This is a genomic window from Umezawaea sp. (assembly GCF_057122925.1).
The window spans coordinates 1-15,334 of the sequence record NZ_DBNGPQ010000189.1; the positions used below are offsets into that span (position 1 = coordinate 1).

Annotated in this window: 13 protein-coding genes and 1 riboswitch; of the genes, 4 read left to right on the plus strand and 9 right to left on the minus strand. The window is 73.2% G+C overall.

The genetic code is table 11. The features are described from left to right. Positions 1-245: 245 nt before the first annotated feature. A complete protein-coding gene (locus AC156L_RS42105) occupies positions 246-1,091 on the minus strand; it encodes an alpha/beta fold hydrolase (protein WP_330879007.1) in 846 nt (281 codons plus the stop codon). Positions 1,092-1,133: 42 nt separating this feature from the next. Continuing rightward, positions 1,134-1,619 (minus strand): ribonuclease HI, encoded by a 486-nt coding sequence (rnhA, locus tag AC156L_RS42110; RefSeq protein WP_330879008.1) that lies wholly within the window; start codon positions 1,617-1,619, stop codon positions 1,134-1,136. Positions 1,620-1,656: 37 nt separating this feature from the next. Further along, positions 1,657-1,735, plus strand: a riboswitch (S-adenosyl-L-homocysteine riboswitch). A gap of 16 nt (positions 1,736-1,751) precedes the next feature. On the opposite strand from rnhA, the gene metH reads away from it, so the two are divergent. Both metH and AC156L_RS42120 read left to right on the plus strand, forming a co-directional pair. After that, positions 1,752-5,348: a methionine synthase gene (gene metH, locus AC156L_RS42115; protein WP_414720033.1), complete on the plus strand. Its 3,597-nt coding sequence runs from the start codon at positions 1,752-1,754 to the stop codon at positions 5,346-5,348. A 124-nt stretch (positions 5,349-5,472) separates the two neighbouring features. Then, positions 5,473-6,033, plus strand: a complete 561-nt coding sequence (locus AC156L_RS42120; protein WP_330879009.1) for an antibiotic biosynthesis monooxygenase — start codon at positions 5,473-5,475, stop codon at positions 6,031-6,033. A 1-nt stretch (position 6,034) separates the two neighbouring features. On the opposite strand, the gene AC156L_RS42125 is transcribed toward AC156L_RS42120, so the two are convergent. From AC156L_RS42125 to pdxR, 3 genes are all read right to left on the minus strand, one after another. Continuing rightward, entirely contained in the window at positions 6,035-7,405 is a 1,371-nt protein-coding gene (locus AC156L_RS42125) for a DUF6351 family protein (RefSeq protein ID WP_330879010.1), read from the minus strand. Positions 7,406-7,514: 109 nt separating this feature from the next. Beyond that, positions 7,515-8,483 carry a non-homologous end-joining DNA ligase gene (gene ligD / locus AC156L_RS42130; RefSeq protein WP_330879011.1) on the minus strand — a complete coding sequence of 323 codons (969 nt, stop codon included), beginning with the start codon at positions 8,481-8,483 and terminating at the stop codon, positions 7,515-7,517. 21 nt (positions 8,484-8,504) lie between these two features. Then, on the minus strand, positions 8,505-9,869 hold the full coding sequence (gene pdxR / locus AC156L_RS42135) for a MocR-like pyridoxine biosynthesis transcription factor PdxR (RefSeq protein ID WP_330879012.1): 1,365 nt from the start codon (positions 9,867-9,869) through the stop codon (positions 8,505-8,507). 46 nt (positions 9,870-9,915) lie between these two features. On the opposite strand from pdxR, the gene AC156L_RS42140 reads away from it, so the two are divergent. Further along, positions 9,916-10,371: a carboxymuconolactone decarboxylase family protein gene (locus AC156L_RS42140; protein WP_330879013.1), complete on the plus strand. Its 456-nt coding sequence runs from the start codon at positions 9,916-9,918 to the stop codon at positions 10,369-10,371. Positions 10,372-10,632: 261 nt separating this feature from the next. Next, positions 10,633-11,646 carry a DUF4037 domain-containing protein gene (locus AC156L_RS42145; protein ID WP_330879014.1) on the plus strand — a complete coding sequence of 338 codons (1,014 nt, stop codon included), beginning with the start codon at positions 10,633-10,635 and terminating at the stop codon, positions 11,644-11,646. A 4-nt stretch (positions 11,647-11,650) separates the two neighbouring features. Here the strand turns inward: AC156L_RS42145 and AC156L_RS42150 are convergent, their stop codons facing one another. The 4 genes from AC156L_RS42150 to AC156L_RS42165 all read right to left on the minus strand — a co-directional run bounded on the left by AC156L_RS42150 (position 11,651) and on the right by AC156L_RS42165 (position 15,334). Beyond that, complete coding sequence (locus AC156L_RS42150; RefSeq protein ID WP_330879016.1) at positions 11,651-12,601, minus strand: DNA polymerase domain-containing protein; 951 nt, start codon at positions 12,599-12,601, stop codon at positions 11,651-11,653. 17 nt (positions 12,602-12,618) lie between these two features. Continuing rightward, a complete protein-coding gene (locus AC156L_RS42155) occupies positions 12,619-13,593 on the minus strand; it encodes an aminoglycoside phosphotransferase family protein (RefSeq protein ID WP_330879017.1) in 975 nt (324 codons plus the stop codon). Continuing rightward, a complete protein-coding gene (locus tag AC156L_RS42160) occupies positions 13,587-14,687 on the minus strand; it encodes a glycoside hydrolase family 3 N-terminal domain-containing protein (protein WP_414720036.1) in 1,101 nt (366 codons plus the stop codon). Before AC156L_RS42160 ends, AC156L_RS42155 begins: the two co-directional genes overlap by 7 nt. Before the next feature lie 122 nt (positions 14,688-14,809). Further along, positions 14,810-15,334: a hypothetical protein gene (locus tag AC156L_RS42165; RefSeq protein ID WP_330879019.1), complete on the minus strand. Its 525-nt coding sequence runs from the start codon at positions 15,332-15,334 to the stop codon at positions 14,810-14,812.

The window sequence follows — 15,334 nt, forward strand, 5'->3', positions numbered from 1 at the left end:
GATGTTCTGAACGATGTCGCCACCCGCTTGGAGGATCGAGCTGTGCTCGCTGGCCTCCGCGTGCTGGCTGAAGGGCGTCATCGTGCACCGCCTGGTGCGGTTGTGCGGCCACGGGCGAGCAACGGACCCATGTGCGATTCCCCTCTAGACGGGCGACGTCCACAGGAGGCAAGTCAGTGATCAGTGGCGGTGGATACCTCGTTCACCCGAATAGACGGGCGGACCCAGTAGGCGCAACTACCTGGTCACGCAGGCCGCTCGGCTAGGAACGCCGTGACGGTCGCGGTGAACCTCGCCGGGTCGTCGAGCCACGGGAAGTGGCCCGCGCCGGACTGGACGTGCAGGGCGCTCGTCGGGAACAGGTCCGCGAACGCGGCCACGACCTGCGGCGGGACGGACATGTCGAGGTCGCCCGCCAGCAGCAGCACCGGTGCCGTGAACGCGGCGAGGGCGGCGCGCGTCGTCTCCGGGGCGTAGGCGCCCTCCGCGCCGAACGCGGCGGCGGCCTCGGTGTTGCGGTGGCCGGCCTGGGCGGCGTGGTGCGCCCTGGCCGCGGCGTCCCAGCGGCCGTAGGTGAACGGGACCAGCGCGTCCCAGTCCGAGCCCTCACCGGCGACGATGGCCTCGAAAGCGGCCGAGACGCCCGCGTGCCCCGGGTCGTCCGCGCGCCGCCGCAGCACCTCGCGGCGGTGGTCGGCGGTGGTGGTGAGGCCGACGGCGAACGTGCTCGGCGTGACGAGGACGAGCCTGCTCACCCGGTCCGGGTGGGCGGTCGCGTACAGGACGGCGAGGTTCGCGCCCGCGGAGTGGGCGAGCAGGTCGATCCGCTCCGGACCGAGGTGCTCGCGCAGCGCCTCGACGTCGTCCACCTGTCGGTCGCAGCGGTAGGACGCGGGGTCGGCGGGCGTGCCGGAGCCGCCGGTGCCGCGCGGGTCGAGCAGGACGAGCCGGTGCCGCGCGGACAGGCCGCCCAGGCCACCGAGGTAGGCCGCGTCCTGCATCGGGCCGCCCGGCAGGCACACCAGCGGCGGGCCGTCGCCGACCTCGGCGTAGGCGAGGGTCGTTCCGTCACGTGCGGGGAGGGCGGCCACGGCCGGGATCATCGCAGCGCCGCCGCGGCCGGGCCAAGCGGTTTACCCGACCGCCGACCGGTACGTCGCCGGGTCGTGGCCCGCCGCGCGCAGGGCCTCCTCCAGACCGCGCAGCGCGAGGCGGTCGGCGTGCTCGTTGCCGGGGTCGCCCGCGTGGCCCTTGACCCACCGCCACTCGACGGTGTGCCGCTCCACGGCCTTCTCCAGCAGCACCCACAGGTCGGCGTTCTTCACCGGCTGCTTGGCCGCGGTCAGCCAGCCGTTGGCCTTCCACTTGGGGATCCACGCGGTGATGCCGTTGCGCACGTACGTGCTGTCGGTGAACAACCGCACGGTCACCGGCCGCGTGAGGTGGTCCAGCGCGCGGATGGGCGCGGTCAGCTCCATCCGGTTGTTCGTGGTCTCCGTCGCCTCGCCGCCGCACAGCTCCTTCTCGTGCTCGCCGTAGCGCAGCACGGCACCCCAACCACCGGGTCCGGGGTTCGTCCAGCAGGCGCCGTCGGTGTAGATGTCCACGATCTGGTCCACCGCCGCAATCTACCGCCGGTTCCGGTAATCTCGGGTCAGGGTCGAGAGGCGCTGCAACGGACCACGGTCCGCCACGCTCGGCCCGTCCTCCGGTGAAGCAAGGGCGCCTCCACACCACCGTGGAGGCTGCCCGTGAGCGAACTGCGTGACCTGCTGGATCGTCGGATCGCGGTGCTCGACGGCGCGTGGGGCACCATGCTCCAGGGCGCCGGGCTCACCGAGGCCGATTACAAGGCGGACCGGTTCCAGAACCACACGCACGACGTGACCGGCGACCCCGACCTGCTGAACCTGACCCGCCCGGACGTCATCCTCGACGTCCACCGGCAGTACCTCGCCGCGGGCGCGGACATCACGACGACCAACACGTTCACCGCGACCAGCATCGGCCAGGCCGACTACGGCCTCCAGGGCCTGGTGCGGGACATGAACGTGGAGGGCGCGCGGCTCGCCCGCCAGGCCGCCGACGAGTTCGGCGGCCGGTTCGTCGCCGGGTCGATCGGCCCGCTGAACGTGACCCTGTCGCTGTCACCGAGGGTGGAGGACCCGGCCTACCGCGCCGTGTCGTTCGACCAGGTGCGCGACACCTACGCGGAGCAGATCTCCGGGCTCGTCGAGGGCGGCGTCGACCTGCTGCTGGTCGAGACCGTCTTCGACACCCTCAACGCCAAGGCGGCCATCGCCGCGGCCCGCGAGGTCGCGCCCGACCTGCCGCTGTGGATCTCGGTGACGATCGTCGACCTCTCCGGGCGCACGCTGTCCGGCCAGACGGTCGAGGCGTTCTGGAGCGCGGTCGAGCACGCGAAGCCGCTGGTGGTCGGCGTGAACTGCTCGCTGGGCGCCGAGGAGATGCGACCGCACGTCACCGAGCTGGCCCGGTTCGCCGACACCTACACGGCCTGCCACCCCAACGCCGGCCTGCCCAACGCGTTCGGCGGCTACGACCAGACCCCGGACGAGACCGCCGCGCTGCTCGAGGACTTCGCCGAGCAGGGCATGGTCAACATCGCCGGTGGCTGCTGCGGCACCACCCCCGCGCACATCGAGAAGATCGCGCGGGCGGTCTCCGGTCTGGCGCCGCGCGTCGTGCCGCCCGCGCGGGCGCGCACCCGGTTCAGCGGCCTCGAACCGTTCTCGATCGGCCCGGACACCGGGTTCGTGATGATCGGCGAGCGCACGAACGTGACCGGCTCGGCGAAGTTCCGCCGCCTCATCGAGGGCGACAACCACCAGGCCGCCGTGGACGTGGCGCTGGAGCAGGTGCGCGGCGGCGCGAACCTGCTGGACGTCAACATGGACGCCGACCTGCTCGACAGCGAGCAGGCGATGACCACGTTCCTCAACCTCATCGCGACCGAGCCCGAGGTCGCGCGCATCCCCGTGATGATCGACAGCTCGCGGTGGAGCGTGCTCGAAGCGGGCCTGAAGTGCGTGCAGGGCAAGGGGGTCGTGAACTCGATCAGCCTCAAGGAGGGCGAGGAGCCGTTCCTGGAGCAGGCCCGGCGGATCCGCGACTACGGCGCCGGTGTCGTCGTGATGGCGTTCGACGAGCAGGGCCAGGCCGACACGACCGAGCGCAAGGTGGCCATCTGCGGCCGCGCCTACGACCTGCTGACGCGGCAGGCCGGGTTCCCGGCCGAGGACATCGTGTTCGACCCGAACGTCCTCGCGGTCGCGACCGGCATCGCCGAGCACAACGGGTACGCCAAGGCGTTCATCGACGCGTTGCCGCTGATCAAGCAGCGGTGTCCGGGCGCGCACATCAGCGGCGGCATCTCGAACCTGTCGTTCTCCTTCCGCGGCAACGACGTCGTGCGCGAGGCCATGCACTCGGCGTTCCTGTTCCACGCCGTGCGGGCCGGGCTGGACATGGGCATCGTCAACGCCGGTCAGCTCGCGGTCTACCAGGACATCCCGCCGGACCTGCTGGAGCTGGTCGAGGACGTGCTGTTCGACCGCCGCGAGGACGCGACGGACCGGCTGGTGTCGTTCGCCGAGAACGTCAAGGGGGCGGGCACCAAGCGGGTCGTCGACCTGGCCTGGCGCGAGGCCCCGGTGGAGGAGCGGCTCGCGCACGCGCTGGTGCACGGCATCGTCGACTTCATCGAGGCCGACACCGAGGAGGCCCGGCTGATCATGGACCGGCCGCTCCAGGTGATCGAGGGCCCGCTGATGGACGGCATGAAGATCGTCGGCGACCTGTTCGGCGCCGGGAAGATGTTCCTGCCGCAGGTGGTGAAGAGCGCGCGCGTGATGAAGCGCTCCGTCGCGTACCTGGAGCCGTTCATGGAGGCCGAGAAGGAGTTGGCCCGCCAGGAGGGCCGGGCGGAGGTCAGCCGCGGGCAGGGCAAGGTCGTGCTCGCGACGGTGAAGGGCGACGTCCACGACATCGGCAAGAACATCGTCGGCGTCGTGCTGGGCTGCAACAACTACGAGGTCATCGACCTCGGCGTGATGGTGCCCGCGTCCGTCATCCTGGACACCGCCGTCGCCGAGAACGCCGACGCGGTGGGGCTGTCCGGGTTGATCACGCCGTCGCTGGACGAGATGGTCACCGTCGCCAAGGAGATGGAGCGCCGCGGCCTGAAGCTGCCGCTGCTCATCGGCGGTGCGACCACGTCCCGCCAGCACACCGCCGTCCGCATCGCCCCGGCCTACGAGCAGACCACCGTGCACGTGCTCGACGCGTCCCGTGTCGTCGGCGTCGTCTCGGACCTGCTCGACCACGACCGCGCCGAAGCGCTCGCGGTGAGCAACCGCGCGGACCAGCAGACCCTGCGGGAGCAGCACGAGAGCAAGAAGCGGCAGCCGATGCTGTCGCTGGCCGAGGCCCGCGCGAACCGCGAGGTGGTCGAGTTCGGCGAGCTGCCCGTGCCCGCGTTCACCGGCCTGCGCCTGGTGGAACCGGACCTGGCGGCGTTGCGCGACATGGTCGACTGGCAGTTCCTGTTCCTGGCGTGGGAGCTGAAGGGCAAGTACCCGGCGATCCTGGAGCAGCCGGTGGCGCGGGAGCTGTTCGACGACGCCAACGAGCTGCTCGACCAGATCATCGCCGACGGGTCGTTCCAGGCCCGTGGCGCGTACGGGTACTGGCCCGCGCACTCCTCCGGGGACGACATCGTCCTGGAGGGCGGCCCGAGCTTCCCGATGCTCCGGCAGCAGACCGTGAAGCCGCTGAGCCGCCCGAACCGGTGCCTGTCCGACTACATCGCGCCCGAGGGCGACCACATCGGCGGCTTCGCCGTGGCGATCCACGGGGCGGAGGCGCTGGCGGCCTCCTACGAGGCCCGGCAGGACGACTACCGGGCCATCATGGTCAAGGCGCTGGCCGACCGGCTGGCCGAGGCGTTCGCCGAGTACATCCACCTGGAGGCGCGGCGGAACTGGTTCGAGCCGGACGCCCGGCCGGAGCTGGCCGACCTGCACGCCGAGCGCTTCCGCGGCATCCGGCCCGCGCTGGGGTACCCGGCCTCGCCGGACCACAGCGAGAAGGTGGAGCTGTTCGACCTGCTCGACGCCGAGTCGCTGGGGATGGGCCTGACCACGTCCTACGCCATGACGCCCGCGGCGAGCGTGAGCGGGCTGATCTTCGCCCACGAGGCGTCGCGGTACTTCACCGTGGGGCGGCTGGGGAAGGACCAGATCGAGGACTACGCGGTGCGGCGCGGGATGCCGGTCGCCGAGGTCGAACGCTGGCTGCGCCCCAACCTGGCCTACGAGCCCAGGTGAGTCGGCAGGGCCGGGCCGACGTTCCGCGGCGGGTGCGGGACGTCGGCCCGCGTCCGGGTGACGGTGGTCGTGGCGGGGGTGGCGCAGCGGGTGGAACCGGGGTCCTGCCGGCACGCTGACCCGCATGACCGGTACTCCCGGCAGCCCGGTGACGGTGGCGATCACCCGGCAGGCCGACCCCGCGCACCAGACCGAGATGCACGCCTGGGTGCAGGCGGGCATCTCGATGGCGCAGACGTTCGACGGCTACCTGGGCGGTGGTTGGGTGCGCACGGGGCAGGGGTCGGGGGAGTGGCACATGCTCTACCGGTTCGCGAGCCCCGCGGCGCTGGCGGCGTGGGAGGAGTCGCCGCAGCGCCGCTGGTGGCTGCACACCGCGCAGGGCCTGGTCGAGCACACGCGGACCGAGCGGCGGACCGGGATCGAGGGGTGGTTCGACCCGCCGGTGGAGCGCGAGCTGGTCGAGCACACGGCGTCGGCGCCGCCGAGGTGGAAGCAGGCCACGATCATCTGGATCGTGTTCTTCCCGTTGAACCTGCTCGCCACCCTCACCCTCGGGAAGGTGATCGCCGACCTGAACGTGGTGCCGCGGGTGATGATCACGACGCTGGTGCTGACGCCGGTGATGACCTACGTCCTCCTGCCGTGGGTCACCCGCAGGCTGGAGTGGTGGCTGCGCGGCTGAGTCACGGGGCGATGCCCCGGACGCCCTGCCGCTCCCACAGGAACGACTGGAGCGGCGTCAGCGCGGGCCAGCGGGTGCCGCCGGGCCGGGCGTTGACGCGGGACGCGTAGGACGCGGGGGTGTAGGCGGGGTCGAAGAAGCAGCCCGTGCCGTACTTCACGTCGTTGGCCGGGCAGGACGCGGCGACCGACGCCGGGGTGGGCTTGCGGCCGGTGCGCTCCCACGTCACCAGGGCTTCCAGGGCGCTCGCGTACTCGGAGTCGCTCAACGCGCTGTGCTCGGTCTCCGTCGTGAACGTCTGCACCAGGTTCGGCCGCCACCCCAGGGACGCGCGGAACGCCGCCTCGTGCTCCACGAACGCCGTCGGGTCGCCGATGGCGTGCACCGTGAGCACCGGCACGGAGATCGTGCCGGTGATGTCGCTGTCGTAGGACAGGTCGCGCGCGGCCGACGGGTCGGCGGAGAAGCGCTCCACGCCCGCGTTCAGCGCGGCGTCGTCGTGGGACCCGGAGTAGCGGACGCCCTTGTTGCTGAACGGGTTCCGGCCGCCCAGTCGGTTGTGGACGATGTCGCGGAACGTGAACGTGGCGAAGTTCAGGTGCGACGCCAGCGCGCCCTCGGAGATGCGCGTGACCGCGAGGATGTCGTCCAGGTTCCGCTGCTGCACCGGGGTCCGGGTGGCCGACGTGATGCCGGTGCACTCCTCCAGCCGCGCCCGCAGGCCCGTGCCGGTCATCGTGGAGTCCGGGCGCAGCCCCTGCCACAGCGGGTACCGCGGCTCGGTCGGCCTGGGGTGGTTGCCGCAGTAGTACTGGTAGACCACGCGCAGGTCGACGCGGTAGTCGTAGCCGCGCGACCCTCCCGCGAGGACTCCGCTGGTGAGCAGCACGGCGTCGTAGGAGCCGGGGTGGACCTCGGCGGTCTTCGCGGCCACGTTGCCGCCCCACGACTGGCCGTGCAGCAACGTCGTGCGCGGCTCGCCGAACTTCGCGACGACGAGCTCGCGCAGGTTCTCCGTGTCGGCCACGGCCATGCGCGTGCCGTAGCCGCCGCGCCGGTAGGACGACCCGGCCCACAGGTAGCCCTCGCGGACCACGACCGACCAGCGGGTCAGGTCGTCGGCCGTGCGGGTGGGCGCGGGAGCGCCGAGGTCGGGGCCGCCGTGCGAGTGCACGACGAGGGAACCGTTCCACGCCTTGGGTTTCGCGATCGTGTAGTACGCGCCGTTGACGTCCTGGCCGCCGTAGCACGTGGTGTCCGCGGGAAGCGCCGTCGGGCACGCGACGACCTCCGGACCGGTCGCCGCGGAGGCGGGTGGGGTGAGACCAAGGGCCAGCGCGACGCCCAGTGATCCGGCCAGTACGGCTCGCACAGGAGGACCTCCTCGTGACTCGGGCGCCTCGTCGCGCCGCCGGGACATGGTCGGCTCCCGCGACCGCCGGGGTCCACGGCTCGCGGCAAAACTTGGGGTTCGCCTGACGTCAGCCGTCGGCGCCGCCGGGGTCGGCAGCGCCCTCCCGCTCGTCGCGCTCGGCCCACTCCAGCAACGGGGCCAGCGAGAACACCGCGTCGTCGATGCCCTCGTGCGGGTCGCCGAGCGAGGCGAACCGGGCGGGCACCGTGGCGATGGTGAACTCCCGCGGGTCCACGTCGTCCACCTCGTCCCACGTGATCGGGGTGGACACCGTGCCCTCGGGGTTGCCGCGCACCGAGTACGCGGCGGCGATCGTGTGGTCGCGGGCGTTCTGGTTGTAGTCCACGAACAGCTTCGACGGGTCGCGGTCCTTGCGCCACCACGTCGTCGTCACGTCGGCGGGTGCCCGCCGCTCGACCTCGCGGGCGAACGCCAGCGCGGCCCGCCGCACGTCGGCGAACCCCCAGTCCGGCCGGATCCGCACGTACACGTGCAGCCCGTTGCCGCCGGACGTCTTCGGCCAGCCCACCGCGCCCAGCTCGTCCAGCACCTCGTGCGCCACGTGCGCGACCCGCTTGACGGTCGCGAAGCCGCAGTCCGGCATCGGGTCGAGGTCGATGCGCCACTCGTCGGGCTTCTCGGTGTCCGCCCGCCGCGAGTTCCACGGGTGGAACTCCACCGCCGACATCTGCACCGACCACACCACGTCCGCCACGTGCGTCACGCACAGCTCGTCCGCGTGCCGGTGGTAGCGCGGGAACTCCACCCGCACCGTCTCCACCCACGGCGGCGCCCCGTGCGGCAGCCGCTTCTGGTGCACCTTCTCCCCGTCGACGCCGTCGGGGAACCGGTGCGTCATGCACGGCCGCTCCCGCAGCGCGCGCACGACGCCGTCGCCGACGGCCAGGTAGTACCGGGCGAGGTCGAGCTTCGTCTCCCCGCGCGCGGAGAAGTAGACGCGGTCCGGGTTGGAGATCCGCACGGTCCGGCCGCCCGCGTCCAGTTCCACCGCCGGAGACCCGCTCTTGCCAGCCATGCGGGTCAACGTAACCCGGAATCAGCCGGTCAGCTCGTGCAGAACGGCCAGCAGCGCCGCCAGCGCGCCGCCGAACGCGGGCTTGGACGACGCGCCGTAGCCGACGACGACGCCGCCGCGCCGGGCCGACCGGTCGATCCACAGCGGGCTCAGGGGTTCGACGCCCAGCGAGTGGCGGGCGGCCACCGCGGGCAGGTCCGCCTCGGCGTCGAGGGACAGCGGCACGACCAGGTGCAGGCCCGCCGAGATGCCGCGGACCTCCAGGTGGGGCGGGAGGGCGGCGACCAGGCGGTCGCGGCGGGACCGGTAGTCGAGGCGGCAGCGGCGGACGTGGCGGTCGTAGGCGCCGGAGGAGATGAGGTCGGCCAGCACGAGCTGGTTCAGCGTCGGTGGTTGGGCGCCGCTCGCGACGACCGCCGCCAGCACCGGGTCGACCAGGGAGCGCGGGAGGACCATCCAGCCGAGGCGGAGGGACGGGGACAGGGTCTTGCCCGCCGTGCCCGCGTAGACGACCTGCTCCGGCGCCAGCGCCTGGAGCGCGCCGACCTGCTGGCGGTCGAAGCGGAACTCGCCGTCGTAGTCGTCCTCGACGACGACCGCGCCGGAGCGGACCAGCGCCGTGCGGCGGGCGGGCGCGAGGGTGACGCCCAGCGGGAAGTGGTGCGCGGGGGTGACGACGGCCGTCGGGCTCCGGAGTTCGGCCACCCGCAGGCCGTCGTCGTCGACGGGGACGCCGACCACGCGCTGGCCACCGGCCGAGGCCAGCTCGCGGAACAGGGGGTACGACGGGTCCTCGAAAGCCATCTCCCCGTGGCCGAGGTCGCGCAGGGCGCGGCTCAGCACGGTGATGGCGTGCGAGAAGCCCGAGCAGACGACGATCCGCGACGGGTCGGCTCGCACGCCCCTGGCCCGGCCGAGGTAGGCCGCCAGCGTCTCCCGCAGGGGCAGCGCCCCGGCGGGGTCGCCGTAGTCGAACGCGCTGTTCGGGGCGTGCTGCACGACACGCTTGGTCGCGGCCAGCCACTGGTCGCGGGGGAACGTGGACGGGTCGGGGCGGCCGGGTTCGAGCGACCAGCGGGGAGCGCGGGCGCGCCCGGCGGCGGGCGGGCCGGTCTTCGGCTCCGCGCCCGCCGTCGCCACGCGGGTCGGCGCGCCCTGGCTCGTGGTCAGGTACCCCTCGGCGGCGAGGTCGGCGTACACCCTGGTCACGGTGCCGCGCGCGAGCCCGAGGTCGTGGGCCAGCGCCCGCGTCGAGGGGACCACGACCCCCGCCCGCCAGCGTCCGTCGCGGATGGCGGCCCTGATCGCGTCGGCCAGGCCGGTGCTGCCCGTGCCCGGCGTCCAGTTCAGGTGGGCGTCCACCGAACTGGACCACGTTTCCGGCATGGAACTGGACCATACGCGTGTGCCAGTTCGGACTACCGTCGGAGGCGTGTCGAAACGAATCCAGATGAGTCCCGGCCTGGCCGGACCGTACAAGGCCATGATCGCACTCGAAGGCGAGGTCGTCCGCGCCGCGCGCGAGCACGGGCTCGACAAGTCGCTCCTCGAACTGGTCAAGATCAGGGCGTCCCAGCTCAACGGGTGCGCCTTCTGCCTCGACATGCACACGAGGGACGCGGTCAAGGGCGGCGAGGAGCCGCGCAGGCTCTACGTGCTCAGCGCGTGGCGCGAGACCGAGCTGTTCACCGAGCAGGAGCGCGCCGCGCTCGAACTCACCGAGGCCGTCACCCGGCTCTCGGTGACCCAGGACGTCCCGGACGACGTCTACGACCGCGCGACGGCCGTGTTCACCGAACCCCAGTACCAGGCGCTGGTGTGGGCGATCATCACCATCAACACGTGGAACAGGCTGGCCGTGCCCAGCCACGCGCCGCTGCCCTCCTGAGTCGGCAGGGCGGCCTGCGCCGCGCTGTTCGCGGCCTGGCCGGGACACCTCGGCGTGGCCGCCCGGCACGGCCCTCGGGTCGCTGGTGCAGGGGGTGCACCTCGTCCGCGTCCGGCCGGGCCGACGCGGTGGTGCGGGGGTTCGCGGATGCGGCAGACTGCGGCTGCCGCGTCCGCGGCTCCGGGGGGAGAACACCGTGTCGTTCAGCAGGCCCGCGCGCGAGCGCCGGGCGTCGAGGACCGCGTGCGCGGCGGTGTCCGGGTGACGGACTTCGTGCCGGGGCTGGAGCTGTCGCGCCGGTTCTACGACGAGGCCGTGCGGCCGCTGCTGCACGAGCACTTCGGGCCGGTGCCGCACGGGTCCGCGCGGATCGGGCAGGGGTCGGAGGTGTTCGGGTTCGACACGGCCCGGTCGGCCGACCACGAGTGGGGGCCTCGGCTCCAGCTGTTCGTCACGGCGGACGAGGCCGAGATCAGCCGGATGCTGTCGGAGCACCTGCCCAAGACGTTCCTCGGCTACCCCACGCACTTCGCGGGCGACGGGCCGATCGGGGTCATGGAGGCCACGGACGGGCCGGTGCGCCACCGCGTGGACGTGCTGTCGTTCAGCGCCTGGGCCGAGGAGCACCTGGGGTTCGACCCCCGAGGGCCGGTCGACACCGCCTCCTGGCTGGGCACGCCCACCCAGGCGCTGGCCGAGGCCACCGCGGGCGCGGTCTTCCACGACGGGCTGGGCGAGCTGCGCGTGGCGCGGGCCCGGCTGAGCTGGTACCCGGACGAGGTGTGGCGGTACGTGCTGGCGTGCCAGTGGCGGCGGCTCTCGCAGGAGGAGGCGTTCGTCGGGCGGTGCGGCGAGGTCGGCGACGAGCTGGGCTCCGCCGTCGTGGCGGCCAGGCTGGTGCGCGACCTGATGCGGCTGTGCCTGCTCATGGCCCGCCGTTACCCGCTGTACGGCAAGTGGGCGGGCAGCCAGTACGCCGGTCTCGCGGGAGCGCCGGACCTGCTGGCGGTGGTGACCGCGACCGGCTGGCGCGACCGCGAACGGCACCTCGCCCGCGCGTACGAGGCGGTCGCGGCGCGGCACAACGCGCTCGGCCTCACCGAGCCGGTCGACCCGACCACCCGCCCGTACCACGACCGGCCGTTCCAGGTGCTGCACGCCGAGCGGTTCGCGAACGCCCTGCGCGCCACCCTCTCCGACCCGGAGGTCGCGGCGCTGTCGTGGCGGGGCTCGGTGGACCAGCACGTCGACAACACCGACGTGCTGGCGCGCTGAGGCGCTACTCCCCGCGCCGGGCCTTGGCTCGGCGCTTGCCCTCGTGCATCGCCTGCACGCGGGCGACGGGGATGGTGTGGCCCTCGGCGACCAGGTCCGAGGGCAGCGCCAGCGGCTCGGGCATGGACTCCGCCCACGGGTCGCGGTCGCCGAGCAGCCCGGCGGCGGTCTTCAGGGTGAAGTCGGCGGGCGACACGCGGTCCAGGTCGTCCCAGGACACCGGGAACGACACCGGGGCGCCGGGCCGCAGCCGGGGGCTGTACGCCGCGGCGACCGTGGCGCCGCCCGCGCGGGTCGAGTCGAGGAACACCCTGCCGCCGCGGTCGTCCACGATGAACGCCGTCGTCGCCACGTCGGGGTCCAGCCGTTCGGCGCGCGCCGCGAGCGCGCGGCACGCGGCGGCCACGTCGTCCGCGGGCGTGTCCACGATCGGCACGAACACGTGCACGCCCTTGGCACCGCTGGTCTTCACCGCGCCCTCCAGCCCGGAGTCGGCGAGCGCCCGCCGCACGAGGTGCGCGGCCCGGACGGCCAGGTGGAACGCGTCCTCCTGCGGCGGGTCCAGGTCCAGCACCAGGTGCGTCGGGTGGTTCCACCGGTCGCGCGGGTACAGCGTCGGGTGGTACTCGACCGCCCGCTGGTTCGCGAACCACAGCAGCGTCCGCCGGTCGTCGCACACGCCGTAGGAGATCTCCCGCTTCGACGCCTCGGCCCAGATCGGCTGCCTGCGCACCCACTCCGGGGTGTACTTCGGCAGGTTCTTCTGCATGAACGGCGCCTGGCCGGGCCGCACGCGCACCACCGACAGCGGCCGGTCGGCCAGCACCGGGACGATCCTGTCCGACACCGCGTCCAGGTAGTCGACCAGGTCGCGCTTGGTCGCCTCGGACCCGTCGAACAACGGCTGGTCCAGGTTGGTCAGCGCGACGCCGTCCCGCTCCTCCGAGGTTCCCATCGCCACACCTTCCCCGGCTACGGGCCCTCCGGCAACTCCCACGCCCGCTCCAGCGCGGCGCTCGGGTAGCGGGTGTCGCGGTCGGGGCCCCGCAACTGCCGGTAGTACGGGGCGATCGCGTCCGCGACCGCGCGGTAGCGCCGCGCGAGCACCGCCGCCGGTTCGGGCACCGGGTCCAGGTTGCGGTCGAACCAGCCGAGCAGGTGCGACACCACGTAGTGGCGGTCGTAGTCGCGGTGCGCGGCGAAGAAGTCCCGCTCGGCGGGGGAGAGGTCGAAGTCGGAGCTGATGGCGAGCCCGAAGTCGGCGAAGTAGAGGCGCTCCCCGTCGGTCAGGAGGTTGTTGAAGTGCGCGTCGAAGTGCAGCACCCCGCGCGAGCGCAGGAAGTCCGCGGTCGCGAGGAGTTCGCGGTGCACCAGCGGGATCGCCGCGTCCAGCCCGCCGTCGGCGACCCGCTCCAGCAGCCACTCGTGCACGGTCCGCGGCAGGAACTCCAGGAACAGCACCAGGTGCGCCGACGAGTCGCGCAGCGCTTCGAGGCGGGCGCGCACCCCGGCCGACCCTCCCCAGTAGGCGGTGGTGCGCTCCAGGTCGTCGTCGTCCTCCCGCGGCGTCGAGCCGGGCAGCACCCGCCAGTGGTGCAGCAGCGGGAACCCGGCGTGCTCGCCGCCCAGCACCCACGCCGTGGTCTTCTCGTGGACGGCCAGTTCCCGCCACGCGCCGAACCCCGCCGACCCGACGCCGTACTGGAAGAACGTCGGCAGCCCGAACAGGTTCGCCGTGGACCGCACGTTCTCCGGCCGCAGCTCCAGGTCCGTGAGCGGCACCCTCTTCACGAACACCCGCACGCCGTCGACGTCCAGCGCCGCCGCCGTGCCGCCGATGCCCGTCCCCAGCGGGGTGGCGCCCTCCAGCAGCGCCGCCAGCTCCCCGTCGTCGAGCCCGGTCAGCGTCGTGGCCGCCGCGCGGTGGGCGTCGAGGCGGGTCAGCACGCGCCCTTGGACCTCAGCACGCGGTGCAGCGAGTCGGACACCCGCTCCTTGGCGAGACCGCCGTTGCCGAGGGCCTGCTCCAGCCCGTCCAGCACCTCGCCGACCCGGCCGCCGTTCGACCACAGCGCCACGTCCGCACCCGCGGCCAGCGCCTGCCGCACGGCCTCGGGCAGGTCGACCAGGTTCGTGACGGCCTTCATCGCGCCGAGGTCGTCGGTCATGACCACCCCGTCGAACGCGTACTCCGTGCGCAGCAGCTGGTAGGCGGCCGGGCTCAGGGTGGCGGGCGTGCCGTCGGTCAGGCCGGGCACGTCGAGGTGGCCGACCATCACGGCGATCGGACCGTAGGACTGGATGTCCTGGTAGGGCACCAGGTCGTTGGTCTTCAGCTCGGCCAGCGGCGGCGTGGCGACCAGACCCTGGTGGGAGTCGCCGCTCGCGTTGCCGTGGCCGGGGAAGTGCTTGAGCACGGGTTGGACCCCGGCGTCCCGCAGCCCGGCGGCGAACGCCGCGGCGTACGCGCGGGCGACGGCCGGGTCCGCGCTCCAGGACCGGTCGCCGATGACCGTGTCGTCGGCCTGCGCGCTGGTGTCCACGACCGGGGCCAGGTCCATCGTCACGCCCCTGGCCCGCAGCTGCCCGCCGCGCGTCTTGGCCAGCTCGCGGACCTGCTCGGGGGAGTTCGCGGCGACCATGGCGCGGGCGCTGGGCAGCGGGCCGTCCATGGCGTCGATCCGCTGCACGCGACCGCCCTCGTCGTCCACCGACACCGTGATCGGCAGCTTCGACACGGCCCTGACCAGCGCCAGCGCGCCCCCGGTGAGCAGACCGGGCGCGTCGCCGCCGATGAAGATGCCACCGACCTGCTCGGCCGTGACGATCGCCACCGCGTCCTCGGAGTTCTCCGGCTTCACCCCCACCTGGAGCAGCTGCGCGAGCTGCTGCCGGGTCGACAGGCCAGCGATGACCGGGGCGCACGGGTCCGTCGGGGCCGCCGCCTGGGCCTGCCCGCCGTCCCGCGACCCGGCGGGCGCCGCGACGTCGGGGAGGCCGAGCCTCGGCGCCACCTCCTGGTGGAAGGTGGCGGCGAGCATCGCCCCGAGGGCCAGCGCCGCCAGCGTCGTCGCGATGTTCCTGCGTCGCACGGGGGGTCGGCCTCCTGGGTATCCGCCGGACGGGTGGGCGCCACCAGTGTTCCCCAGGAGACCGCCCAGCACTAAACCGAGGTGTCCTCGCGCGTCCTGCGCCACGCGATCACGATGAGCGCTACCAGGCCGAACAGCGGCACGGTGCTGATCGCCCAACTCAACCCCATCGGGGGACCGGGCTGCTCCTGGACGGGCAGCACCAGCCGACCGGTGCCCGGTCCGTCGGGGCCGTCGACGGCGAACGCCAACGTCCAGTCACCGGGGTCCGGCAGCGCCGTGATGTCCAGGCCCCACACCTCCAGCTTGCGCGGGTGCCGCACCAGCGGGTCCGGCCTGCCCGCCCTCTTCCCGTCGGGCCTGGACACCGACAGCGTGCCGCTCCTGCCCTCGATCCCGCCGTCCGGCACGAACGTGAAGTCCAGCGACTGGAGCGCCTTCACCGGCCACGTGCTGAACCCGACGGTCAGCGAGTACGGCCCGGCCTGCACCCGCTCGGTGTGCACGACGTTCACCGGCTCGTACGCGAGCGCCGTGCCCGCCGTGCCGAACAGCAGCCCGACGACGCCGAGCAGCGCCACCACGGTCCTCCTCAT

Excerpts from the sequence above, each read along its gene's own strand:
- pdxR (WP_330879012.1), bottom strand. The coding sequence starts at position 9,869 with ATGCCGGAAACGTGGTCCAGTTCGGTGGACGCCCACCTGAACTGGACG.
- AC156L_RS42150 (WP_330879016.1), bottom strand. The coding sequence starts at position 12,601 with ATGGGAACCTCGGAGGAGCGGGACGGCGTCGCGCTGACCAACCTGGAC.
- AC156L_RS42120 (WP_330879009.1), top strand. The coding sequence starts at position 5,473 with ATGACCGGTACTCCCGGCAGCCCGGTGACGGTGGCGATCACCCGGCAG.
- AC156L_RS42165 (WP_330879019.1), bottom strand. The coding sequence starts at position 15,334 with ATGAGGAGGACCGTGGTGGCGCTGCTCGGCGTCGTCGGGCTGCTGTTC.
- ligD (WP_330879011.1), bottom strand. The coding sequence starts at position 8,483 with ATGGCTGGCAAGAGCGGGTCTCCGGCGGTGGAACTGGACGCGGGCGGC.
- AC156L_RS42160 (WP_414720036.1), bottom strand. The coding sequence starts at position 14,687 with ATGCTCGCCGCCACCTTCCACCAGGAGGTGGCGCCGAGGCTCGGCCTC.